The sequence below is a fragment of the Sphingomonas sp. PvP018 genome (assembly GCF_017876865.1).
Taxonomy (GTDB): Bacteria; Pseudomonadota; Alphaproteobacteria; order Sphingomonadales; family Sphingomonadaceae; genus Sphingomonas; species Sphingomonas aerolata.
The window spans coordinates 252,588-275,713 of the sequence record NZ_JAGIOU010000001.1 but is presented as its reverse complement, the minus strand read 5'-3'; the positions used below and the strand labels follow the sequence as shown (position 1 = coordinate 275,713).

19 protein-coding genes are annotated in these 23,126 nt (G+C 66.9%); 9 read left to right on the top strand and 10 right to left on the bottom strand.

Annotated features, from left to right (window positions below):
• Positions 1-15: 15 nt before the first annotated feature.
• Positions 16-354, top strand: coding sequence for an L-rhamnose mutarotase (locus J3A66_RS01065; protein WP_031441679.1), 339 nt, complete (start codon positions 16-18; stop codon positions 352-354).
• 4 nt (positions 355-358) lie between these two features.
• Here J3A66_RS01065 and J3A66_RS01060 read toward each other — a convergent pair whose 3' ends face one another.
• Both J3A66_RS01060 and J3A66_RS01055 read right to left on the bottom strand, forming a co-directional pair.
• Positions 359-1,135, bottom strand: a complete 777-nt coding sequence (locus J3A66_RS01060) for an SDR family oxidoreductase (RefSeq protein ID WP_209566599.1) — start codon at positions 1,133-1,135, stop codon at positions 359-361.
• The gene (locus J3A66_RS01055; RefSeq protein WP_209566598.1) at positions 1,132-1,986 is read right to left on the bottom strand and encodes an amidohydrolase family protein; all 855 of its coding nucleotides are present in this window, start codon (positions 1,984-1,986) and stop codon (positions 1,132-1,134) included. The genes J3A66_RS01060 and J3A66_RS01055 overlap by 4 nt, the downstream gene beginning before the upstream one ends.
• Before the next feature lie 118 nt (positions 1,987-2,104).
• On the opposite strand from J3A66_RS01055, the gene fucP reads away from it, so the two are divergent.
• The 5 genes from fucP to lldD are packed head-to-tail and all read left to right on the top strand — an operon-like array spanning position 2,105 to position 7,496.
• Positions 2,105-3,439 carry an L-fucose:H+ symporter permease gene (fucP, locus tag J3A66_RS01050; protein ID WP_245336652.1) on the top strand — a complete coding sequence of 445 codons (1,335 nt, stop codon included), beginning with the start codon at positions 2,105-2,107 and terminating at the stop codon, positions 3,437-3,439.
• A complete protein-coding gene (locus tag J3A66_RS01045) occupies positions 3,436-4,176 on the top strand; it encodes an SDR family oxidoreductase (RefSeq protein WP_209566597.1) in 741 nt (246 codons plus the stop codon). The genes fucP and J3A66_RS01045 overlap by 4 nt, the downstream gene beginning before the upstream one ends.
• A 44-nt stretch (positions 4,177-4,220) precedes the next feature.
• The gene (locus J3A66_RS01040) at positions 4,221-5,069 is read left to right on the top strand and encodes a fumarylacetoacetate hydrolase family protein (protein WP_209566596.1); all 849 of its coding nucleotides are present in this window, start codon (positions 4,221-4,223) and stop codon (positions 5,067-5,069) included.
• On the top strand, positions 5,066-6,355 hold the full coding sequence (locus J3A66_RS01035; RefSeq protein WP_209566595.1) for an L-fuconate dehydratase: 1,290 nt from the start codon (positions 5,066-5,068) through the stop codon (positions 6,353-6,355). The genes J3A66_RS01040 and J3A66_RS01035 overlap by 4 nt, the downstream gene beginning before the upstream one ends.
• 7 nt (positions 6,356-6,362) lie before the next feature.
• Positions 6,363-7,496: an FMN-dependent L-lactate dehydrogenase LldD gene (gene lldD / locus J3A66_RS01030; RefSeq protein ID WP_031396381.1), complete on the top strand. Its 1,134-nt coding sequence runs from the start codon at positions 6,363-6,365 to the stop codon at positions 7,494-7,496.
• Positions 7,497-7,529: 33 nt separating this feature from the next.
• Here lldD and J3A66_RS01025 read toward each other — a convergent pair whose 3' ends face one another.
• The gene (locus J3A66_RS01025; RefSeq protein WP_209566594.1) at positions 7,530-8,165 is read right to left on the bottom strand and encodes a 2-dehydro-3-deoxy-6-phosphogalactonate aldolase; all 636 of its coding nucleotides are present in this window, start codon (positions 8,163-8,165) and stop codon (positions 7,530-7,532) included.
• Complete coding sequence (locus tag J3A66_RS01020; protein WP_209566593.1) at positions 8,162-9,061, bottom strand: 2-dehydro-3-deoxygalactonokinase; 900 nt, start codon at positions 9,059-9,061, stop codon at positions 8,162-8,164. Before J3A66_RS01020 ends, J3A66_RS01025 begins: the two co-directional genes overlap by 4 nt.
• Positions 9,062-9,318: 257 nt before the next feature.
• On the opposite strand from J3A66_RS01020, the gene J3A66_RS01015 reads away from it, so the two are divergent.
• The gene (locus tag J3A66_RS01015; RefSeq protein ID WP_209566592.1) at positions 9,319-10,470 is read left to right on the top strand and encodes a cellulase family glycosylhydrolase; all 1,152 of its coding nucleotides are present in this window, start codon (positions 9,319-9,321) and stop codon (positions 10,468-10,470) included.
• Between the two features lie 13 nt (positions 10,471-10,483).
• Here J3A66_RS01015 and J3A66_RS01010 read toward each other — a convergent pair whose 3' ends face one another.
• The 6 genes from J3A66_RS01010 to J3A66_RS00985 are packed head-to-tail and all read right to left on the bottom strand — an operon-like array spanning position 10,484 to position 18,750.
• Positions 10,484-12,721 (bottom strand): GH92 family glycosyl hydrolase, encoded by a 2,238-nt coding sequence (locus J3A66_RS01010; RefSeq protein ID WP_209566591.1) that lies wholly within the window; start codon positions 12,719-12,721, stop codon positions 10,484-10,486.
• Positions 12,718-13,875 carry a Gfo/Idh/MocA family oxidoreductase gene (locus J3A66_RS01005; RefSeq protein ID WP_031440490.1) on the bottom strand — a complete coding sequence of 386 codons (1,158 nt, stop codon included), beginning with the start codon at positions 13,873-13,875 and terminating at the stop codon, positions 12,718-12,720. Before J3A66_RS01005 ends, J3A66_RS01010 begins: the two co-directional genes overlap by 4 nt.
• 14 nt (positions 13,876-13,889) lie before the next feature.
• Entirely contained in the window at positions 13,890-15,176 is a 1,287-nt protein-coding gene (locus tag J3A66_RS01000; protein WP_209566590.1) for a Gfo/Idh/MocA family oxidoreductase, read from the bottom strand.
• Entirely contained in the window at positions 15,173-16,027 is an 855-nt protein-coding gene (locus J3A66_RS00995) for an FAD:protein FMN transferase (protein WP_348633966.1), read from the bottom strand. Before J3A66_RS00995 ends, J3A66_RS01000 begins: the two co-directional genes overlap by 4 nt.
• Before the next feature lies 1 nt (position 16,028).
• On the bottom strand, positions 16,029-17,339 hold the full coding sequence (locus J3A66_RS00990) for a Gfo/Idh/MocA family oxidoreductase (protein WP_209566588.1): 1,311 nt from the start codon (positions 17,337-17,339) through the stop codon (positions 16,029-16,031).
• A 13-nt stretch (positions 17,340-17,352) separates the two neighbouring features.
• Positions 17,353-18,750 carry a DUF1080 domain-containing protein gene (locus tag J3A66_RS00985; protein WP_209566587.1) on the bottom strand — a complete coding sequence of 466 codons (1,398 nt, stop codon included), beginning with the start codon at positions 18,748-18,750 and terminating at the stop codon, positions 17,353-17,355.
• A gap of 276 nt (positions 18,751-19,026) precedes the next feature.
• Between J3A66_RS00985 and J3A66_RS00980 the strand changes: the two genes are divergently transcribed.
• Positions 19,027-19,773 (top strand): FadR/GntR family transcriptional regulator, encoded by a 747-nt coding sequence (locus J3A66_RS00980; RefSeq protein WP_031439703.1) that lies wholly within the window; start codon positions 19,027-19,029, stop codon positions 19,771-19,773.
• Between the two features lie 212 nt (positions 19,774-19,985).
• Positions 19,986-23,021, top strand: a complete 3,036-nt coding sequence (locus J3A66_RS00975) for a TonB-dependent receptor (protein WP_209566586.1) — start codon at positions 19,986-19,988, stop codon at positions 23,019-23,021.
• Positions 23,022-23,126 lie beyond the last annotated feature (105 nt).

The window sequence follows — 23,126 nt, the reverse complement described above, 5'->3', positions numbered from 1 at the left end:
ATGGAACACGATATCATGTGGCATTGCCTTTTCCTCGACCTTCATGACGATGCCGCGCTGATCGCGGCGTATCGCGATCGCCACCGTGCGGTGCCGCCTGCCGTGCTCGCCTCGATCCGGGCAGCGGGGATCGAGGCGATGGACATCTATCAGCGCGATGACCGGCTGGTCATGATGATGCGGACCGGTCCCGGCTTCGACCCCGAGGCAAAGGCCGCGGCGGACGCGTCCGATCCCGCCGTGGTCGCGTGGGAGGCCGCGATGTCGCGCCTCCAGCGTCCGTTGCCGAGCGCGCAGCCGGGCGAGAAATGGCTGCCCGCCGAACGCATCTTCGCGCTCGACGAGCAGGGCTGACCGGTCAGGTCAGCGTGCGGTCGAGATGCGTGTAGCCGCCGTCGGGGATGATCCACTGCCCGGTCGTGTGCGACGACCGCGCCGACAGCAGGAACACCACGGTATCGGCAATCTCGCGATCGGTCGTCAGCCGGCGGCCGAGCGGGATGTTGCCTGCGATCTCGTCGAGCTTGGCCTGCGGATCGTCGAACGTGTCGATCCACGCGCGATAGAGCGGCGTCATCACCTCGGCAGGGAGCACCGCGTTGACGCGGACGCCGTCGCCGACCAGCGCCGCCGCCCATTCGCGCGTCAGGCCGAGCTGGGCGGCCTTGGCGGCGACATAGCCGCTGGTCTGCCCCTGCCCGGTCAGCGCGGTCTTCGACGAGATGTTGACGATCGCGCCGCGGCTGGCCTTCAGATGCGGTAGGCAATGGTGCGCCATGCCGTAATAGTGGCCGACATTGGCGACCAGCGACGCGAGGAAAGCCGCCGTTCCCGCCTCCAGCCCGATCCCGTCATTGGCGCCCGCATTGTTGACCAGGCCGTGGATGCCGTGCCCCGCCGCGACGATCTGCGCCACTGCCGCGGCGCAGGCGGCATCGTCGGTCATCTCGGTACGGATGAACATCGTCGCGGGCTGAAGCGCGCGGATATTCGCCTCGAACGCAGGGTCGAGTGCGCTGCGCCCGAGGATCGCGGGGATCGCGCCCTCCTCCGCGAGCAGGGTCGAAATCGCGCCGCCAATCCCGGCGCCACCGCCGGTGACGATCACCAGTTTACCGTCGAGTCCCAGCTTCATGATAGTCCATCCTCGATAGGTGTCAGGCGATAGACGCGCGCCGCCGTGCCGCCAAAGATCGCATCGCGATGCCCCGGGCACGCGCGCGCGACGAAGGTTTCGATCAGGTCGACTACCGCCGCATGCTCGGCGGCAAGCAGGCACACCGGCCAGTCGGATCCGAAGATCAGCCGGTCCGGTCCGAAGCAGGCGAGCAGATGGTCGAGATACCGCGCGATGTCGGTCGGCGACCAGGCGGCGTGATCGGCCTCGGTCACCAGCCCCGACAGCTTGCAGGTGACGCCTGGAAAGGCGGCGATGGCTGCGTTCGTCCGGGCCCATGCGCCCCATTCGCCACCCGCAATGTCGGGCTTGCCGCCATGATCGAGCACCAGCGCCCCCGGCCCGGTCGCTGCGAGCAGGTCGGGAACGCATCCCAGTTGTGCCGGCCCGCGGACGAGTATGTCATAGGCGAGGCCGCGCGCCAGGATCGTCCGCACGCCGCGCAGGACATCCTCGCGCAGCAGGTAGCGCGGGTCGGGCTCGTCCTGCGCGATGTGCCGTATGCCCACAAGCGACCGCGATGCGTGACGGTCGAGCTGGACTGCGACGTCGGGCGCGGTCAGGTCGATCCAGCCGACGACACCCATGATCCACGAGTGTGCCTCGGCAAGCGCGAGCAGCCAGTCGGTCTCCGCCGCACTGTGGCAGGCCTGCACCGCGATGCAGCCGTCGAACGCGGTGGCCTCCAGCGCGGGCCGGACATCGACCGGGAGCCGGTCGCGCGCGAGCACGCTGCCGGGCTGGATCCAGCCATACTCCGCCGCGCGATAACGCCAGAAATGCTGGTGCGCATCGATCCTCTTCACCATCGGGCTTTTGCATCCCTTCACTTGTTGCTCACCTGTGACATGATTTTTTATATATGCAAACCTCTCTCAAGGCCTATGATGGCGGCAATCGCACCAGAGGCGACGAAGAGAGGATGTCATGGCACACGCTGCGAAGGGCTCGAGCCACATGGCCGACATAGCTGACACCGCGACAAGCACCGGGCGTTTCATCCGGCCGGGATTTCGGGCGGGCTTCATCCTCATTACCAGCCTGTTCTTCCTTTGGGCGCTTGCCAACAACTTCAACGACATCCTGATTCGCCAGTTCCAGAAGGCGCTCGACCTCAATCGCGCGCAGGCAGGCCTGATCCAGTTCGTCTTCTATGTCGGCTATTTCGTGATGGCGCTGCCCGCGGGTCTGGTCATGCGCCGCTTCGGGTATCGCGCAGGCATATTGACCGGACTGGCGCTGTACGCGATCGGCGCTTTGCTGTTCTGGCCCGCCGCCGAAGTCCGTGAATATGCGGCCTTTCTCGGCGCGCTGTTCGTGCTGGCGTCGGGTGCTGCCTTTCTGGAAACCGCCGCCAACCCCTATATCGTCGCGTTCGGCGACCCGGCGCGTGCCTCGCAGCGACTGAACCTCGCCCAGGCGTTCAACGGCTTCGGCGCGGTGCTCGCCCCGACGATCGGCGGTCTGTTCATCTTCTCAGGCGTCGAGCATGACGCGGCGACGCTGACGACGATGCCGCAGGCACAGCTGGTCGCCTATCGCGTCGCCGAGGCGCGCATGGTGCAGGTGCCCTATCTGCTGCTGGCGATCATCGTCGTGCTGGTCGGCGTCGCCATCGCACTGGTCCGCCTCCCCGCACTCGACACCAAGACCGACGACAGCGCGCATGACGGGCTGTTCACGGTCCTGCGCGCGCCGGGGCTGTGGCGCGCGGTGGTCGCACAGTTCTTTTATGTTGGCGCACAGGTCGGCATCTGGAGCTTCTTCGTCGATTTCGTGAAGGACAGCCTCCCCGCCACGCCCGAGCGGTCGGCCGCCTATCTGTTGTCGCTCAGCCTCGTGCTGTTCATGGCGGGGCGGTTCATCGGCGCCGCGCTGATGCACAGGCTGCCGGCGACCCGGTTGCTGTTCGCGTGCGCGGTCGCCAACATCGCGCTCTGCGCGGTGGCGATGCTGTCGGGCGGCTGGATCGCGGTCGGTGCGCTAGGCCTGACCAGCTTCTTCATGTCGATCATGTTCCCGACGATCTTCGCGCTCGGCGTCCGCGATCTCGGGCCGCGCGCGACGATCGGCTCCTCGCTGATCATCATGGCGATCATCGGTGGTGCGCTCGTGCCGCCGGTGATGGGCCTGATCGCGGGCGCAGCGGGTGGCCTGCACGTCGCGATGGCATTGCCGCTGATCTGTTTTGCGGTCGTCGCGCTGTTCGCGCGCGGCGCGACCGACGCCCCCCTTTCCCCTACCATGAGGACGATCCATTGAGACTGAACGGTAAACGCGCCCTGGTGACCGCTGCGGCACAGGGCATCGGCCGATCGATCGCGGAGGCGTTCGTCGCACAGGGCGCGACGGTCTACGCCGCCGACCTGAACGGCGAACTGCTCGCGACCGTCCCGGGCGTCACGCCCATCATGCTCGACGTCACCGATGCAGAAGCGGTCGCGGCGCTGCCGGCGCAGATCGGCGACATCGACATCCTCGTCAACGGTGCAGGCTATGTCCATGCGGGCGATATCCTGGCCTGCGACGAGGACGCCTTCGCCTTTTCGATGACGCTGAACGTCACGTCGATGTACCGGCTGTGCCGGGCCTTCCTGCCGGGCATGCTCGCCCAGGGCAGCGGATCGATCGTCAACCTCGCCTCGATCGCCTCGAGCGTAAAGGGCATTCCCAATCGCTTCGCCTATGGCACGACCAAGGCCGCGGTGATCGGCCTGACCAAGGCGATCGCGGCGGATTATGTCCTGCGCGGCGTCCGCTGCAACGCGATCTGCCCGGGCACGATCGACTCCCCGTCGCTGCGCCAACGTGTCGCAGAACAGGCGAGCGCGGCCGGCATTCCGCTCGAAGAGGCGACCGCCGCCTTCGTCGCGCGCCAGCCCGTCGGCCGCCTTGGCCGCCCCGAGGAGATCGCAGCCCTCGCGCTGTACCTTGCGTCCGACGAGAGTGCATTCACCACCGGCACGACCCATGTCATCGACGGCGGCTGGGTCAACTAAATCACCCCCTTCCCCACGACCTAGAACCAGAGGACGTTCGCTCCATGAAACTGTTACGCTACGGCCCGATCGGCCATGAAAAGCCCGGCATGCTCGATGCCGATGGTGCGATCCGCGATCTGTCGGGGATCGTGGGCGACATTGCCGGCGACACGCTGACGCCCGAGGGGATCGCGACGCTGGCCGCGATCGACCCGACGACGCTGCCACTGGTCGACGGCACGCCGCGCTACGGCGCCTGCGTCGGCGCGGTCGGCAAGTTCATCTGCATCGGCCTCAACTACAGCGATCACGCCGCCGAAAGCGGGATGGACGTGCCCAAGGAGCCGGTCATCTTCAACAAATGGACCAGCGCGATCTGCGGCCCCGACGACGTGGTCGAAATGCCCCGCGGCTCGACCAAGCTCGACTGGGAAGTCGAACTCGGCGTCGTGATCGGCAAGCCCGGGCGCTACATCGACGAAGCCGATGCGATGGCGCATGTCGCCGGCTATTGCGTCGTCAACGACGTCAGCGAGCGCGAATACCAGCTCGAGCGCGGCGGCACCTGGGACAAGGGCAAGGGCTGCGACACGTTCGGGCCGATCGGCCCATGGCTGGTCACGGCCGACGAGGTGCCCGATCCGCAGGCGCTGCGGCTGTGGCTCGAGGTCGACGGTCACAAGTATCAGGACGGCACGACCGCGACGATGGTGTTCGGGGTGGCCGAGATCGTCTCCTATCTCAGCCGCTTCATGAGCCTTCAGTCGGGCGACGTGATCTCGACCGGCACGCCCCCCGGCGTCGGCCTCGGCCAGAAGCCGCCCAAATATCTGGCGGTGGGCAATGTCATGCGGCTCGGCATCGACGGTCTTGGCGAGCAGACCCAGCGCGTCGTGGAATCGCGCGCATGACGACGATCACCGGGCTGCGCATTCGCGACGTCCGCTTCCCGACCAGCCTTTCGCTCGACGGCTCGGACGCGATGAACCCCGACCCCGATTACTCGGCCGCCTATGTAGTGTTGGAAACCGACACGGCCGCGCTCGAAGGGCACGGCCTGACCTTCACGATCGGGCGCGGCAACGAGATCTGCGTCGCCGCGATCGGCGCACTGCGCGAGCGGGTGATCGGGCTCGACCTCGACTGGATCGCGGCGGATGCCGGGCGGTTCTGGCGCCACGTCACCAGTGACAGCCAGCTGCGCTGGATCGGCCCCGACAAGGGCGCGATCCACCTGGCGACCGGTGCCGTCGTCAACGCGGTGTGGGATCTGTGGGCGAAGAGCGTCGGCAAGCCGGTCTGGCAGCTGGTCGCGGACATGACGCCCGAGGAACTCGTCCGGACGATCGACTTCCGCTACATCACCGACTGCATCACGCCCGACGAGGCGCTCGCACTGCTGACCAAGCGCGCCGAGGGCAAGGCGGAGCGCGTCGCGACGCTCAAGGCCGAGGGCTTTCCCTGCTACACGACGTCGGCGGGCTGGCTCGGCTATTCGGACGAGAAGCTCTACCGGCTGGCACGCGAGGCGGTCGATGCCGGGTTCGATCATATCAAGCTGAAGGTCGGGCGCGATCTGGACGACGATATCCGCCGGCTGCGGATCGCGCGCGAGGCGATCGGTCCGCACGCGAAGCTGATGATCGACGCCAACCAGATCTGGGAGGTCGACCAGGCGATCGAATGGGTCAACGCGCTCGCCTTCGCAAATCCGTGGTTCATCGAGGAGCCGACCAGCCCCGACGACGTGCTGGGCCATGCCAAGATCCGCCGCGGGATCGGATCGGTCAAGGTCGCAACCGGTGAGATGTGCCAGAACCGCATCCTGTTCAAACAGTTCATGGACGCGGGCGCGATCGACGTCGTGCAGATCGACGCGTGCCGTCTCGGCGGCGTCAACGAGGTGCTCGCGGTCCTGCTGATGGCGGCCAAGCACGACCTGCCGGTCTGTCCGCATGCCGGTGGCGTGGGGCTGTGCGAATATGTCCAGCACCTGTCGATGATCGACTATCTCTGCTTTTCGGGCACGCGCGAGGGTCGCGTGATCGAATATGTCGATCATCTGCACGAGCATTTCGTCGATCCCTGCGTCATCCGCGATGCCGCCTATATGCCGCCGACGCGGCCGGGCTATTCGATCGAGATGAAGCCCGCGTCGCTCGAACGTTATGCTGTGTCGGCGGAAGTGCGATACTGATCGCGTCATGATCATCGCCTCGACGCATGACTTCCGCGAAGCCGCCCGACGGCGGTTGCCGCGCTTCCTGTTCGATTATGCGGATGGCGGCGCCTATGCGGAGCAGACGCTTCGCCGCAATGTCGACGACCTCGCCGACATTGCGCTGCGCCAGCGCGTGCTGCGCGACGTCGCCGACATCGATCTGACGACGTCGCTGTTCGGGCGGACGATGGCGCTTCCGGTCGCGCTGGGTCCTGTCGGGATCAGTGGCATGTATCATCGGCGCGGCGAGACGCAGGCCGCGCGCGCGGCGACCACCGCGGGCGTTCCGTTCTGCCTGTCGACGGTTTCGATCTGTCCCTTGTCGGAGGTGAAGCAGGCGAGCGGCACGGGTGCGCTGTGGTTCCAGCTCTACGTCATTCGCGACCGGGCGTTCATGCGCGACCTGATCGCCACGGCGAAACAGATCGGTGCGGAAGCGCTCGTCTTCACCGTCGACATGCCGGTCCCGGGCGCGCGGTACCGCGACGCGCATTCCGGCATGTCCGGCGCGGGTGCGCCCCTGAAGCGCGTCCTGCAGGCGATGGGCCGGCCCGGCTGGGCGTGGGACGTCGGTCTGCGCGGACGGCCGCACAAGCTCGGCAATCTCGAACCCGTGCTCGGCAGCAACAGCGGGCTCAACGACTATATGGGCTGGCTCGGCGCGAACTTCGATCCGTCGATCGGCTGGGCCGATCTCGAATGGATCCGCTCGGCCTGGGATGGGCCGCTGATCATCAAGGGGATCCTCGACGTCGAGGATGCGCGCGAGGCGGTGAAGATCGGCGCGGACGGCATCATCGTCTCCAACCATGGCGGCCGCCAGCTCGACGGCGTGCTGTCCACCGCACGCGCACTACCGGCAATCGCGGACGCGGTCCGCGGCCAGGTCACGGTGCTGGCGGACTCCGGCGTACGGTCAGGGCTCGACGTGGTCCGGATGCTGGCACTCGGCGCGGAGGGCGTGCTGCTCGGCCGCGCCTGGGTCTATGCGCTTGCCGCGCGGGGCGAGGCCGGGGTCGACCTGCTCTTGACGCTGATCGAACGCGAGATGCGCGTCGCAATGGCACTGACCGGCGTCCGCCGGATCGCCGATATAGACCGGACCATCCTGGCCTAGGAGCGCGGACTCCTGCGCTACCCAAGCCCCGCGTTACACGGACCGCGCCGCCTGCCAGGCTGCGACGAGTGCGCGGGCGCGCGTGCCGACGGTGGCGGCGGTGTCGCCAGGCTTGTAGAGCGCGCCACCGACGCCGATCCCCTCGGCCCCAGCCGCCAGCCAATCGGCCAGATTGTCCGCCCCGGTGCCGCCGACTGCCCAGACACGGACGGTCTTCGGCAGGATCTCGCGCACAGCCTTGAGATAAGCGGGTCCGAACGCGACCGCGGGAAACAGCTTCAGGCGTCGCGCTCCCGCGGCGATCGCTTGGAACGCCTCGCTCGGCGTGACGAATCCGGGCATGGGCTCGAGCCCGAGTTCGACGCCGCGGGCGATGACGGCGGGGTTCGTGTTGGGCGTCACCATGATCGTACCGCCGGTCGCAGCCAGCGCCTCGACCGCAGCAATGTCGAGCACCGTCCCCCCGCCGATCGCGGCCCGATCGCCGAACGCCTGCTGCAACATGCGGATACTCGTCACCGGGTCTGGCGAGTTGAATGGCACCTCGATCAGACGGATGCCGGCCTCGACCAGCGCCTCGCCGATCGCCAGTACCTCGTCGGGTGCGACGCCGCGCAGGATGGCGACGATGGGCGCGGTACCCGATGCGAGCAGATCATCGACGGTCATGGTGTCTCCAGCAAGGCAAGGCCGGCAAGCGCACAGGCTTCGCCGGTATGAACGGTAGCGGCGAGGCCGCGTGCCGCGAGCGCGCGGCCATAGCGGTCGGCGAGCGCCGGATCACCGATCAGCGTGATAGTGCCGGTGGCCGCGGGCAGGATCTCGGCGATCTCGGCGCCGATGATTAGCCCCGACAGGAACCCCAGTGCCCAGCGGCCGCTCGCCCCGGTGCGCAGTTGCGCTGCCCGCGTCTCGAACAGCGCGCCGAGGAGATGCCCGCCCTCCGAGATGCGGTCGAGGCCCGCGTCGAAACCGACGGCGTCATCCTCGGGCGCACCGTCATCCGCCGCCGCACGCGTCAACGTCGAATGCCGCCGGAGCAGGGCGAACAGCTCGCCCGTCACGAAGGTCTGGAACCCGGTCACCCGGCCGTCCTCGACGGTCGCCCATTTGCTGTGCGTGCCGGGTAGCGCGATCAGATGACGCCCGGATGCAAGCTCGGGCATAAGCGCCATCGCACCGAAGATCTGCGTTTCCTCGCCGCGCATCACATCGGGTGCGCCAGAGCCGCGCGTGCAGGCAAGCCCCGCGCCAATCGTCACGGGAATCTGGTCGACCATCGCGCGCGCCGATCCCGCCACCCAGATTGCTGGATCGGCAGGACAGTCGACATAGGGAATCTCGATCCAGCCGTTACGCGACCCCACCATGCCGCAGAGATGGATCGTGCGCGGATCCGATATCACGCGCCAGCGTGCGAGCGCGGTGCGCAGCACCTGCTCGGGCGTCTGGTCGCCAAGGTCCCCGATACCGGGCCCCGCCGCGCGATCGACGACCGCACCGTCCTCGATCCGGTAGAGCCGCAGGTTGCTCGTGCCCCAGTCGCCAGCGACGGTATAGCTCATCGGCCGCGCCTGACATGGCTGACGGCGAATAGCGAACCCGCTGCGATCACCCGATCGGGCAAGATCATACGCTTTTCCAGAACCGGGCTCCCGTTCGCGGCCGACGCTGACCCGCGCGACGCCTATTACTAATCCTATAATTATGTGCCACGAAGAAGCAATTGCCTCGCCGTATCCGCGATGACCGGCCCGGCCTTCGTTCAATTCGGCCAGACGTACCTGATCTGCAACGAGAATGACCGACAGGGGAGGATGACATGGGCAAGCTATTGCTGGCCGCGCTCGCGGCAACGCCTTTGCTGAGCGTCGGCACTGCCGATGCCCGCCCGCGCTGGACCGAGGCGCAGGCCAGGGCCTGGTACGCGAGGCAGCCCTGGCTGGTGGGCGCGAACTACACCCCCGCCTCCGCGATCAACCAGCTCGAAATGTGGCAGGCGGCGACCTGGGATCCCAACCGGATCGATCACGAGCTACGCCTCGCCCAAGGGATCGGGATGAACACGATGCGCGTGTTCCTCCACGACCAGCTCTGGGTCCAGGATCCCGAAGGCTTCAAGCGCCGCATCGACGCGTTCCTGACGATCGCGCACGCGCACGGCATCCGGCCGCTGTTCGTGCTGTTCGACAGCTGCTGGGATCCCGATCCCAGGCTCGGGCCCCAGCATCCGCCGATCCCAGGCGTCCACAATTCGGGCTGGGTGCAGGGTCCTGGCCTGCCGGGATTGCGCGACCGGAGCCGCTACCCCGCGTACAAGGCCTATGTGCAGGGGATCGTCGGGGCGTTCGCGAAAGACGATCGCATCCTGGGCTGGGATGTCTGGAACGAACCCGACAATGGTGCCGACCAGTATAAGGGCCAGGAGGGGAAGGAACCGCTCGTCCGCGCGCTTCTCGCGCAGGCGTTCGACTGGGCACGTGACACCGACCCGTCACAGCCGCTGACGTCGGGCGTGTGGCAGCATGACGACTGGACCCCGACCGGTGGCAAGCTGTCGCCGATGGAGACGCTCCAGCTGGGCCAGTCCGACGTCATCAGCTTCCACGATTACAGCTGGCCCGAGACGTTCGAGGTGCGCGTGCGCCAGTTGCTGCCGTACAACCGGCCGATCCTGTGCACCGAATATATGGCGCGCGGCAACGGATCGACGTTCGACGGCTCGCTGCCGATCGCCAAACGCTACAATGTCGCGATGATGAACTGGGGGTTCGTCGATGGAAAGACGCAGACGCGGCTGCCCTGGGACAGCTGGAAAAAGCCCTATGTGATGGAGGAGCCGACGATCTGGTTCCACGAGGTCTTCCGCGCCGACGGCACGCCGTATCGCAAGGCGGAGACCGACCTGATCCGCCGGCTGAGCGCGGCACCAAAGACCGTGGTTCCCGCCGAACCCGGCGCACATTGGCGCTGACGCCGATCGGGTCTCAGGGCAGCGACGACGCCGCGCGACCCCAGTCGTTCGGCGTACGACCCAGATCGAGCTCGAGCGTGCCGCCCTGCAGGATCGCGGCCTGCGACACGAACGGCGTGTCGAGCGGTTGCCCGTTGAGCCGCGCCGCGCGGATGTAGCGCGTCCCCGCTCCCTGCCCGCGCGCGACGATCGTGAAGGTTCGCCCGCTCTCGAGCGTGATCCGGCTCCGCGGCTGGTGCGGCGCGTGGAGATAATAGAGGTCGCTGCCGAGCTTCGGGAACAGACCGAGGCGGTTGAACACGTAATGCGAACTCATCGCGCCGCTGTCTTCGTCGCCGGGATAGGCGTCCGCGGTAAACCGCCGGAAGACGATATCGGCATATTTGCTCGCCAGGTCGGGGCGCCCGACCTCGCTGAACAGCCAGGGCGTCGAGAAGGACGGCTCGTTGGTGAAGTCGATCAGCCCCGCATCGAACGCATGCTGCAACCGCCGCGTGAACGCCGCGCGCCCGCCCATGATCGCGACCATGCCCGGAACGTCGTGGACCGCGGCATAGGAGTAGATCCAGCCCGTCCCCTCGTAAAAGCCGAAATTGTCGTGCGTCTTGCCGTCCCAGCCGCGCTTGGGATCGTTCGGCTGGAAACGTCCGTCGGCAAAGCGTGGCCCCACGAACCCGGTATAGCCGTCGCTCGCCGCGCGCGGATCCCAGACGTTGCGCCAGTTCCCCGCGCGCGTCTCGAGCAGCGCGGCCTCGGCGGCGTGCCCCGTGCCTGCCGCGACCTTCGCCGTGTAATAATCGTTGAGCGCCATGCCCGTCGTCGCCGATCCCGAGCGCGACCGCTGCGGCGTGCCCTCGGGGCTGCGATCGTCGACCGCAAAATAGCCGTCGACCAGATAGCGCGGCCGGCGCCGCTCGAACGCGTTGAACAGGACGACGTTCGCCGCCTTCTGCCAGTCGACGCCGGGAACACCGCGCAGGAACCCCTCGCCGATCACATTGTCGACCTCGTCGCCCGCCTGGCCGACATGGAAATTGCGCCCGGCGATGAACGCGGTATCCGCCGCGCCATAGCGTTCCCACGTCCGCACGAACGATCCGATCACACCCGCATAGGCGCTGGGCCGGATCAGCGACATCAGCGGATAGAGCGTGTGGTAGGTGTCCCACAGCGTATAGTGATCGTCGTACAGCGGCGACGCGCGCTCGCTGTCCGCCTGGTCCTGCGTCCGGTCGCGCGGCTGGATGACGCTGTGGTAGAGCGCGGTGTAGAAGCGCCGCCGATCCGCCGCGCCGACCCCGTCGATCGTGATCCGCCCGAGCGCGTCGTTCCACGCCTTGCCCGCCGCGCTGCGAACCGCGGCCATGTCCCAGCCGGGCAGATCCTGTGCGAGCAGCTCTTCGGCACGCGCCGCGCTGGCGAAGGAGACCGCGATCTTCATCGAGACGGGGCCGCGACCCGCGCTGCCGAACGTCCACCACGCGCGCAGCGGCTGGTCCGCGGGCGCGCTCGCGCGCGTCGCGCCGGGGGCGCGGACATTGGCGCGTTCGATTCCCCATGCGGTCGGCTTCGCATCGACCTTGGCGACGAACCAGACATCGACCTCCGCCGGCGACCAGTAATGCCGGGTGCGGACGCGCCCGACGATCTTGCCCTGCTCGGGGAACAGCGTCACCTCGGATCCCGCAGTGCCGAGCTCGCCCATGATCTTGCGCGTCACGTCGAACAGCAGATGCGCGTCGCCGCTGTTCGGAAAGGTGAAGCGGTACAGCGCGGCGTGATGCGCGGGCGCGATCTCGACATTGGTGCCATAGCGCGCGAGCGTCACGCGGTAGCCGTCCGCCCGCGCGCGCTCGTCGCGCTTGGGCGAGAGATGCTCCGCCTCGGTCGTCGCGAGCGGCCCCGTCTGCGGCGAGACGAGGAACGTGCCATAGCTCGGCACCCCGCCCGACCCCTGCGTATGCAGTTGCGCAAACCCGCTCAGCGGGGCGGCGCGGTCATAGCCTGCATTGCTGGTCGCCGCGGTGATCGTGTTCGGGCTGGGGTGGATCGACCCCGCGGGCAGCGTCGCCCCCGGGATCGTGTCGCCCTCGTCGTCGTCCCCGGTACCGATCAGGGGATCGACATAGTCGCTGAGCGGCAGGGGATCGCGACCCGGCCCCGGTGCGGCTGGTGCGGCCGCCGCAAGCGCCACGCCGATGCCGATCGCGCGCAGCACTGTGCAGGCCGCCGCGCCGCGGCGCGCCGTCATCGCTTCGCCGGAGTCGCACGCGCCTCCGCGGTCAGCACGAGTTCGGCGGCGAGCAGCGCGCCCTCCTGATCCTGCGCGACCGACGTGCGTTCGACCAGGTCGGTCACGAACTGCGGTCCGAACGGCAGCGGCACCTTCGAGCAATCGAGATAGCGCGTGCCCTTCTTGTCCGCGATCAGCAGGTGGTTGCCGCCCGGACGTCCCGCGATGTCGACGTATTTGCGGAGCTCGATATAGCCCTCGGTGCCGAGGATGAAGAGGCGGCCGTCGCCCCAGGTCGACAGGCCGTCGGGCGTGAACCAGTCGACGCGGACATAGCCCGCACCGCCATCGCCGCTCAGCATCATGTCGCCGAAATCCTCGAACTTGGGATGCGCGGGATTGCCGAAATTGCCCGTCTGCGACGCGAGCACCTGCGCGCGCTTGCTGCCCGTCAGATAGACGAACTGGTCCGCCTGGTGGCTGCCGACATCGGTCAGAATGCCGCCGTTGCGCGCCGGGTCCCAGAACCAGTCGGGACGGCTCGGTGCGGACAGGCGGTGCGGCGCGAGGTTGATCGTCTGGATCACGCGCCCGATCGCGCCGTCATGGACGAGCTGCCCCGCCATCACCGCGGCGGGCACCTCGAGCCGCTCGGAATACATGATCGCGAACTTGCGTCCCGTCTCGCGGATCGCGCGGCGGACATCGGCGAGCTGCTTGAGCGTCACGACCGCGGCCTTGTCGCTCAGATAATCCTTGCCGGCGCGCATCACGCGGATGCCCAGCGGCGCGCGCAGCACGGGGATCGCCGCGCTGCACACCAGCTTGATCGCGCGGTCGTCGAGGATCTCCTGCTCGGACCGCGCCAGCTTGATGTCGCCATAGCGCTTGCGGAACATCGCGATCTGCTTGGGATCGGTCGCGTAGAAGGCGGTCAGGACGCCGCCGCCGCGGATCACCGCGTCGGTGATCCCATAGATATGGTTGTGGTCCATCCCGATGACCGCGAACGGCACGCGGTATTTGGCCTCGGGCGCGGGCTTTGCCACCGCCCCCTCGGTCGGTGCATCGCCGCGCGTGGCGGATTGCGCGAAAGCGTCGGCGGCGAAGCCCGCGGCCAGTCCGGCGGTCAGTCCGAGCCCGAGAAGTCCCCGGCGGTTGGTGTCGCTCACAGCTCTATCCCCTTTTAGATCGAGACCAGGTTCGTCGGCCAGGTCATTGCTTGGTTCTGGTCCATCGCCTGCTCGCCGAGCAGCGACGCGACGCTCGCCTGATAGGCCTGCCGCAACAGGCCGGGCAGCGGCTTGCCCGCGCGCACCGCCTCGCCAAAGCCCTCGAACTGGAGCATCGTCTCGTCATATTCGCCCCAGCCGAGCGACTCGCCGGGCGTCGTCACGGGCAGCTCGGGGAACCAGGTCGCGCCGCCGATCGGCACCGTGCGCTTGTGCCCGCGCGCGACGTCCTTGTGCATCCGCTGCAACGCCAGCACCTTGGCGGGCACTTCCTGATAGATGCGCCCGAGCTCGGGCTCGATCGTCCCCTTGCTCCCCTGGATCTGCTCCTCGCAGCCATAGCGCGCATTGTTGAGCAGCGAGGTGTAGATCAGTTTCCGCCCGCCGCTATATTCGTAGATCAGCGCGACATGGTCATAGACCTCGCGGCCATCCTTCCAGAAACAGATGCTGCCCGACCCGATCACCCGCGTCGGCACCGCGTCGAGGAACCAGTTGCCGACCTGAAGCTGATGCGTCGCCAGCTCGGTCATCAGCCCCGCCGACCGGTCGCGGTACAGCCGCCAGTTGATCTGCCGGTCGTTCGCATCCGCAGGCACGACGCGGCGCCAGGCATTGTTGCGGTGCCAGCTCGCGCGGATCTGTGTCAGCGTGCCGATCTCACCCGCGCGCGCGCGCTTCAACGCGTTGAGATAGGTCGGGTGGAACATCCGCTGATGCCCGATCTGCAGCACCTTGCCCGCCGCCTTCGCACGCGTGATCATCGCGCCGCAGTCGGCGATCGTCCGTGCCATCGCCTTTTCGCACCACACGTGCAGCCCGGCGTCGAACGCGTCGAAACAGAGCTTCGCATGCGTGTCGAGCGGCGTCGCGATCACCACCGCGTCGATCCCGCGCGCATCGAGCATCGCGCGGTGATCGGCAAAGCGCCGCGCGGTCGGCGCCCATTGCTGCGCCTTGACGAGGTTCGGCGCATAGCTGTCGCAGATCGCGACGACCGTGCAGTTGCGCGACTTGGCGATGTTCTGGATCAGCGCGCGGCCGCGGTCGCCCGTGCCGATCACGCCCAGCCGCACCGGGTTCGACTTGACCGGCTCGGCGCCCGCCGCGGCGGAGGCTGCGGACACCGCCCAGGGTGCGGCGGCCGCCATCCCCGCGCCCGCCATCCCCGCGCCCGCCGTCGCCGTCAGCACGCGATCGATGAACGATCGCCGCGAGAGGTCGAAATCCTTGTCGGTCATGCCGCTTGCATCCTTGCTGTGTCGTCGGTCGGCGCCGCCGCCTTGGAAAGATCGTACTGGAACCGCCGCGCCGGCGCGCCCTCGACCAGGCGTCGCGCGCGCGGCGCATCGGCGACGAGCAGCGCGGTACTCATCGCCTCCGCTATGCCGCCGCTGCGATCGATCGCCACGGTACAGCGCGCCGCGGTCACGATCCCGCCATCGGTCGGGCGGATCATCGCCGCGCGCTCGGGCGCCTGTGTGCCCGCACCGACCGTCGTCGAGATCGACAGCGCCTCGTCGACCAGCTCGACCTCGACCAGTACCGCGTCGGTGCGCGACGGATCGGGAATCGCGAACGGCCATCCGCCGCCCAGCGGATGCTCCCCGATCACCGCGATCGAGCTTTCACCCGCCGACAGGCACGCGCAGACGACGCCCGCATCGCGCAGTGCGGCGCACGCGCGGTCGAGCGCGAAGCCCTTGCCGAAGCCGCCGAAATCGAGCGCGAGCGGCCGGATCGCGGCGATCCGCGCGGTGCTGCGGTCGAACACGAGATCGCCCCAGCCCGCCCCGGCGAACCGCCGATCGGCGGCCGGATCGAACAACCCTTCGGTCAGCGCATACGCCTCGTCGATCGCGATCAGCGCCTCGATCAATACCGGATCGTCGATTGCGACGCCGTGCCCGGCGAGCAGTTCGTCATTGAGCGCGGTCGTCGGCGACGGCCGGTGGATCGTCAACGCGTCGTCGACGCTTTCGATCGCACGCCGTGCCGCGACCAGCGCATCCTCAGACCCTGCACCGAAGACGTGAAGCTCGATCCGCGTCCCCATCGCGACGAAGCGCTCGACCCGCGCGGCGATACCCACGTCAGGCCTTGACCTCCCAGCCAGGTTCATAGGCGACCGACCACAGCTTCATCGCCTCGGCACTGCTCGGCCTGCCGGTCGCGGGATCGACGGTCAGCACGCTGTTGGTGCGATAGGCCATGTTGCCGAGGTGGCAGAGCGTTGTGCTGATATGCCCCTCGGTGATCGGCGAGTTGAGCGTGGTGGCCTTGCCGCGGATCACGTCGACAAAATTGTTCGCGTGATAGACGTCGAGCACACCCTCGCCAACCGTGCCGGTCGTCTCCGAGGTCGCCTTGGCCATTACCTGCCGGATCGACTTGCCCGCCAGATCATAGAGTTCGAACCCGTTGCGATCGACCACGGCCGACCCCTTGGTGCCAAGCAGCAGCACGCCGCGGCCGCGGCCATAGGTCTGCATCGCGTTGCAGCTCTGCCCGTTCCAGCGGATCACCCGGTCGTTGTCGTAGTTCAGGTCGAGCGACAGCGAGTCGTACATCTCCCAGTCGTCGCCCGCGTGGAAGCGCTTGGCCCCCTTCGCCTCGACCTTCGTCGGATAGGTCACCCCCATCAGCCAGCGCGCGATGTCGAGTTCGTGCATTGCGTTGTTGCACAGCTCGCCCGTTCCATATTGCCAGAACCAGTGCCAGTTATACGGCACCAGGTTCGACCGGTACGCCGCACGTGGCCGCGGGCCCTGCCACATGTCCCAGTCGAGCGTCGCGGGTGGTGCGACCTGCTGCCCCTTACCGATCGATCCGCGATTATTGGCGTACCAGGTCTGCGCCTCGTACACGTCGCCCAGCTCGCCCGCCTGAACCAGTGCGAGCAGCTGCCGCGTCTCGGGGCTCGAGCGCTGCTGGTTGCCGACCTGCAGCTGGCGCCCGGTGCTCTTCTGCGCGGCGATCATCGCCTCGCCCTCGGCCGGCGCAATGCCGATCGGCTTTTCGCAATAAACGTGATGGCCCGACTTCATCCCGTCGACCGCCAGCTTGGCGTGCCAGTGATCGGGCGTAGCGATGGTGATGATGTCGATCGCCTTGTTGTCGAGCAGCTTTCGATAATCGCCTTCGGTCCGCGGCGCGGCATGGCCCTTCGCGGCAAAGGCCGCCGCGCGCTTGGCCAGTACCGCCGAGTCGACGTCACAGAAATGCGTGACCTCGACGTTCGGGACCTTGGTGAACGCGCTCATATGCGCCTGGCCGCGGCTGTTCACGCCGACGATCGCGACGCTGAGCCGGTCGTTCGCGCCCTTGATCCGTGCATAGCTGCGCGCGGTCATCGCCATGCCCAGCGTCGCGCCCGCGCCCTTTATCATCGTCCGACGGTCCATCGTTTGATCCCCCTTAGAGTGTACGCAGCTTGATCGACCGGAACTCGACCCGGTCGCCATGATCCTGGAGCAGGATCGGCCCCTGCACGGCGTCGCCGAACCCGGCGATCCCGGCATATTTGCTTTGCGCCACGAGCGCCCGGAACGCCGGCGACCCGCGGTCATATTCGACCATCTTGAACCCGTTCAGCCAGTGCTCGACACGCGCGCCGCGCACCAGGATCACCGCCCGGTTCCATTCGCCCGGCGGATTGATCCGCTTGCCCGGGCTTGCCGGGTCGGACAGGTTCTTCGCCGCGATCAGATCGTAGAGCGAGCCAAGCGTCCGGTTGCCGTCGCGGCCCATCTTCGCATCGGGATGCCGCGCATCGTCGAGCAGCTGATACTCGAGCCCGAGCGCGTCACCCTTGCGCTTCAGCAGCCCTGCATCGACGAAATACTTGATCCCGCTGTTCGCGCCGGGCGTCAGCTTGAAATCAACCGACAGCTCGAAATTGCGATACTCGCGCGTCGTGACGATGTCGCCGCCGCCGCCGTCCACGCGCAGCACGCCCCCGGCCATCGTCCAGCCCGTCGTCGGAAACGCGGTGCCCTTCGCGCTGCGCCAGCCGGCACTGGTCTTGCCGTCCCACAGCAGTTTCCAGCCTTCGCGCTGCTCCTCTGCGGACAGCCGATTGCTCAGCCAGCCCTGTTGCGGCAGCGCGGTCGCGGGCATCGCGTAGCGCGCCGGCGCATCGGTGATCACGCGGACGTTGCGGAACCGCACCTCGGGGTGCCGAACGGCGTCTGCATCGGGGATTGCATGGACCTGGAACGCGATGAAGCCGCGCGCATCGACATCGTCGACGGTATCGGTCGCGGGCACGCCGTTGATCCAGCTGCGCAGTCGCGTGCCGATCGCCTCGACACGGTAGTGGTTCCAGTCGCCCGAGCGGAAGGTCTGCCGCGCCGGCGCGTTGCGGCCGAGCGTGTACAGCCATTGCCGGCGCTGTTCGTCATACATGCCCGCGCTCCACGCGCGCGCCGATGGATCGATCTCGACCTGATAGCCGTGCACAACGCCGCTGCGATAATCGGGCCGGCTCTGTCCGCGGATCATCATCCCCGAATTGAGCGCAGGGTCGGTCTTCGCGTCGAATTCGACGATGAAGTCGCCATACTGCGCCTCGGACACGAGCCAGCTATTCGTCTTGCCGGGCTCGGCGCGCCCGATCAGCTCGCCATTCTCGAACGCATAGGTCGCGTTGCCCCCGGTCGCGCGCCAGCCGGCCAGCCCCGCGCGCGGGGTCACGTCGCGCCACGGTGCTTTTGCCTGATCTGTAGACGATTGAGACGCAGGGGCAGCGTCGACCGACGGCTGCAGCAGCAACGGTGCGGCCGCCAAGGTCAGAATTGCGAGTGCTCGAACCATTCGCCTCCCCTTTTCTCTTTTCTGCGAGCACGGGCTGGGCAGCCCTATCCGGACAGGTCCGGTCGTCTCGCATCGTTTCACCGCCGACATGTCGCTGCCGTACGTCTCTCCAAAACCGACCCTAATTTGTGGTCGGGCCACATGCAAACAGATTGTAAGGCATTTTATCAATGTTTCCGCTGGTTCGGGGCTTACCGGACTTGACGATGCCGGTGTCCGCGCGATGTAGGGGACGGCGCCGACGTTCAGGCTGCCGTCTATCGAACGAGGAATGCAATGCAGGACGCTGAAGGCGGCGGTAAACTCTACCGCAAGATCGTGCAGGCGATCATGACGGACATCGCGGACGGCGTGTTTCAGGTCGGCGGTCGCCTGCCCGCCGAACGCGATCTGACGGAGCGGTTTCAGGTCAGCCGCCCGACGATCCGCGAGGCGATGATCGCGCTGGAGATGAAGGGCATGGTCGAGGCCCGCAAGGGATCGGGCGTTTTCGTGCTGGCATCGTCATCGAACGACTCGGAGCAGGAACTCGATATCGGCGCATTCGAGATCACTGAGGCGCGCCGCCTGCTCGAAGGGGAAGTCGCCGCGGTTGCCGCCACCGAGATCACCGAAGAGCAGCTGGTCGAGTTGCGCGGTCTGCTAGCGCAGATGGATCAGGACGACACGATCGCAGCGGAGGACGCGGATCGCCGGTTCCACATCGCGATCGCCGAGGCGACCGGCAATGCGGTGATCATCTCCGCGGTAGCCGACTTCTGGGACATGCGCTTCCGCTCGCCACTCGCGCGCGAGGTACTGGCGAAGGCGGGAAGCCTCGGCACGGAGAACCGCATGGCCGAGCACGGCCGGATCCTGACCGCGCTGGAGGCGCGCTCGCCGGTCGACGCGCGCAACGCGATGCGCGATCACCTTGCGCGTGTGATCGACCACCTGCTCGACGTCACCGAGACCGAAGCGGTCGAACGCGCGCGGGCCGCGACCGTCCAGCGCCGCCGTGCCCTGGCCCGTCGCTCGGTCTGACCCGCCCCCACGTCGAGAGGTGCATGCTGTCAAATCGCGGCTACGGATGCGCCTCAAAATATTGGTCAAACTAATTGTCTGACCAAATGATTCCATATTGTCATATTTCTGTGGCCCTGATACCTGACGACCTACGTCGACCCTAGAAAACTGGGGCGGCAAAATGTCGGGTCGCGCCGACTCAGCGCGACCGGCCTATCGGGAGAGGGTCCTTGAGCCACAAGAGCTTCGATAAGCGCATGCTGCTTATCTCGACGAGCGTCATTGGTCTGTTGATCGCCGCGCCGGCCATGGCCCAGCGAACCGCGGGCAGCCAGGTGCCGCAACCAGCAGACAGCCAGACGAGTTCACCCGATCCCGTCGACCCGACCCAGGCCACGTCCGAGCCGGAAAACGCCGATATCGTCGTGACCGGGTTCCGCGCCTCGCTGAACAACGCACTCAACCAGAAGCGTAACGAGACCGCCGCGATCGACAGCATCGTCGCAGAGGATATCGGCAAGTTCCCCGATTCCAACCTCGCCGAGTCGATGCAGCGCATCCCCGGCGTCGCGCTGTCGCGCGGTGACGGCGGCGAGGGCCGCAACATCTCGGTCCGCGGCCTCGGCGCGCAGTTCACGCGCGTCCGCATCAACGGCATGGAAGGCGTGTCGCAGGTCAGCGGTACCGACATTCGCGGCGGCGTAGCGACGGGCCGTTCGTTCGACTTCGTGACCTTCCCGACCGAAATCTTCTCCGCGCTGTCGGTGCGCAAGACGCTGTCGGCCGATGTCGAGGAAGGTTCGCTCGGCGCGACGGTCGACCTGCGCGCGCCCAAGCCGTTCGACCAGAAGAAGAGCTTCGTGCTCACCGGCACTGCGCGCGGTATCTACAACGACATCAGCACGAAGGCCGATCCGCGCCTGTCCGCGCTGGTCTCCAAGCAATTTGGCGACACGTTCGGCATCCTCGGCAGCATCGCCTATTCGAAGCGCCATATCGCAGAATATGCCTATTCGGCCGCCGATGTCGTGCCGACCACGGTCTATGGCCAGGCGCAGCCTGCGGGCACCGCGAATGCCGGCGTGATCTTCCCCTTCTGCACCCCGGTCGGCTACAGCTTTCGCGGGGCCGCGACGAACAGCCCGACCGCCGGCTACGCCCAGCCGAACGGCACGCCGATCGGCGCAGACGCCAATAATTGCAGCACCGGAAATCCGCGCACGAGCACAGCGGCGGCCTATGATTATGTCATGAGCCGGACCGGGGTGAACGGTCGTCCGGGCGGCGGCGTCTATCTCCCCCGCCTGCCGCGACCCGCGAAAAGCGACCAGGAACAGCAGCGTCTCGCGGGCACGCTGACGCTGCAATGGAAGCCTGGCGACAATACGGACATCTCGCTCGACGGGCTGTATTCGCGGTTCAAGGTGGATCGGCTCGACACCTATTTCGATGCACGCTCGTTCGGGCGCGCGATCTCGAACAACGGCCAGCCGCTGACGTCGGTCCGCGAGATCGAGGTCGATGACAATGGGTCGCTGATCCACGGGCTGTTCGACGGCGTCGATCTGCGGTCGGAGATGCAGCAGGAGAAGTTCACCTCGACCTATCGCCAGGTCAATCTGAATCTCGACCACCGCTTCTCCGACACCGTCCGGGTCTATGGCCTGGCCGGCATCAACCAGTCGCGGCTCGACGTCGACCGCCTGCAGGTCGCGATCGATGCCAATGACACGCGCGACTTCTCGATCGACTTCCGCGACAATCCCGACATTCCGAAAATCGGCTACGGGATCGACACGACCAATCCCGCGCTCTTCCAATATGGCCCGCCGCTCGCCAACGGCGACCAGCGCGGCCAGCTGTCGAATTTCATCCGTCGCAACACGATCACGAGCAAGACGTTCGAACTCAACGGCGAATGGGAGGCCGCCCCCGACTTCACGCTGCAGATCGGCGGCCAGTATCGCACAAACAAATATACCGCGCGCGAGCGGCAGCTCGCCACCAACACGCCGCTTGCCTTGCCGTCGGGCGTGACGCTCGCCAGCCTCACCACCGTGACGACTGGCATCGGCAGCAACCTGGACGGACTGTTGCAGGATTTCGTCTCGATCGATCCCGAGAAATTCCGCGACGCGGTCGGGCTCGACAACTATGTCTATTGCAGCCTCGAATGCGCCAAGGGCACGTATGGCGGCGTCGATGAGAAATATGCCTCGGGCTATGCGATGGTGAAGTTCAACACCGCCAATTCGCTGCCCTTCGCGATGCGGGGCGATGCGGGCGTACGGTACGTCCATACCAAGCTCGAAACCTATGGCCCGATCACCTCGGCTGCGCCCGCGGGGTCGCTCTACCCCTCGCGGTTCGTGATATCGGAGGTCGGCCGCAGCTATGACGACTGGCTGCCGTCGGCGAACCTCGCGCTCGACATCACGCCCGAGCTGATCGCGCGCGCCTCGGTCGCGCGAGTGATGTCGCGTCCAGCCTATGGGCAGCTGATCCCCGCAGGCTCCGCGAACCTCGTCATCCAGACCGCAACCTTCAGCAATCCCTTCCTCGAACCGATCCGTGCCAATACGTTCGACGCGGCGCTCGAATGGTATTTCGCCAAGGGCTCGCTGATCTCGGTCGCGTATTTCTACAAGAATATCGAAAGCTATATCCAGACGACCAGCCAGGCGGTCGCGTTCCAGGATATCGGCCTGCCGCTGACGCTGCTCAACGGAACGCAGTTGCGCCCGACCGACGTGTTCACCGTCCAGCGCAGCAACAACACGGAGGGCGGACCACTGCGCGGGTTCGAGGTCAACGTCCAGTTGCCCTTCACCTTCCTGCCCGGCGTGCTGCGCAATTTCGGCGCGCTCGGCAACTTCACGCGGGTCCGGTCGAACATCAACTACGTCATCTCGCCGACCCTGTCCCGGACCGCGCCGCTGGTCGGGCTGTCGCCCGAAACGGCAAGCGGGACGCTATATTATGAAGACGACAAGTTCAGCATCCGCTCGACTGTCAACTATCGCGCGGCCTTCCTGACCGCCGTCCCCAGCGGCTCGGTCGACGCAGATTCGACCGCCAATGCGAGTTCGATCTTCGTCGACGCATCGGCCTCGTACAACCTCAACGAGCATATCAAGTTGATCGCCGAAGTATCAAACATCACGGACGAAACCAATCGCCTGACCGTCGACACGGTGCGTCAGGACCCGCTCTACACATCCTATTTCGGCCGCACCTACGCGCTCGCGGTCAATTTCCAGTTCTGAGGACTTCACGTTTCTGGTCGATATCGGCGCGCCCCCCCTGCCGATGTCGACCCGATCTCCGGGTGCGCTGCACGTGACGTGCCGCGCACCCGGTTCTTTCTTTGA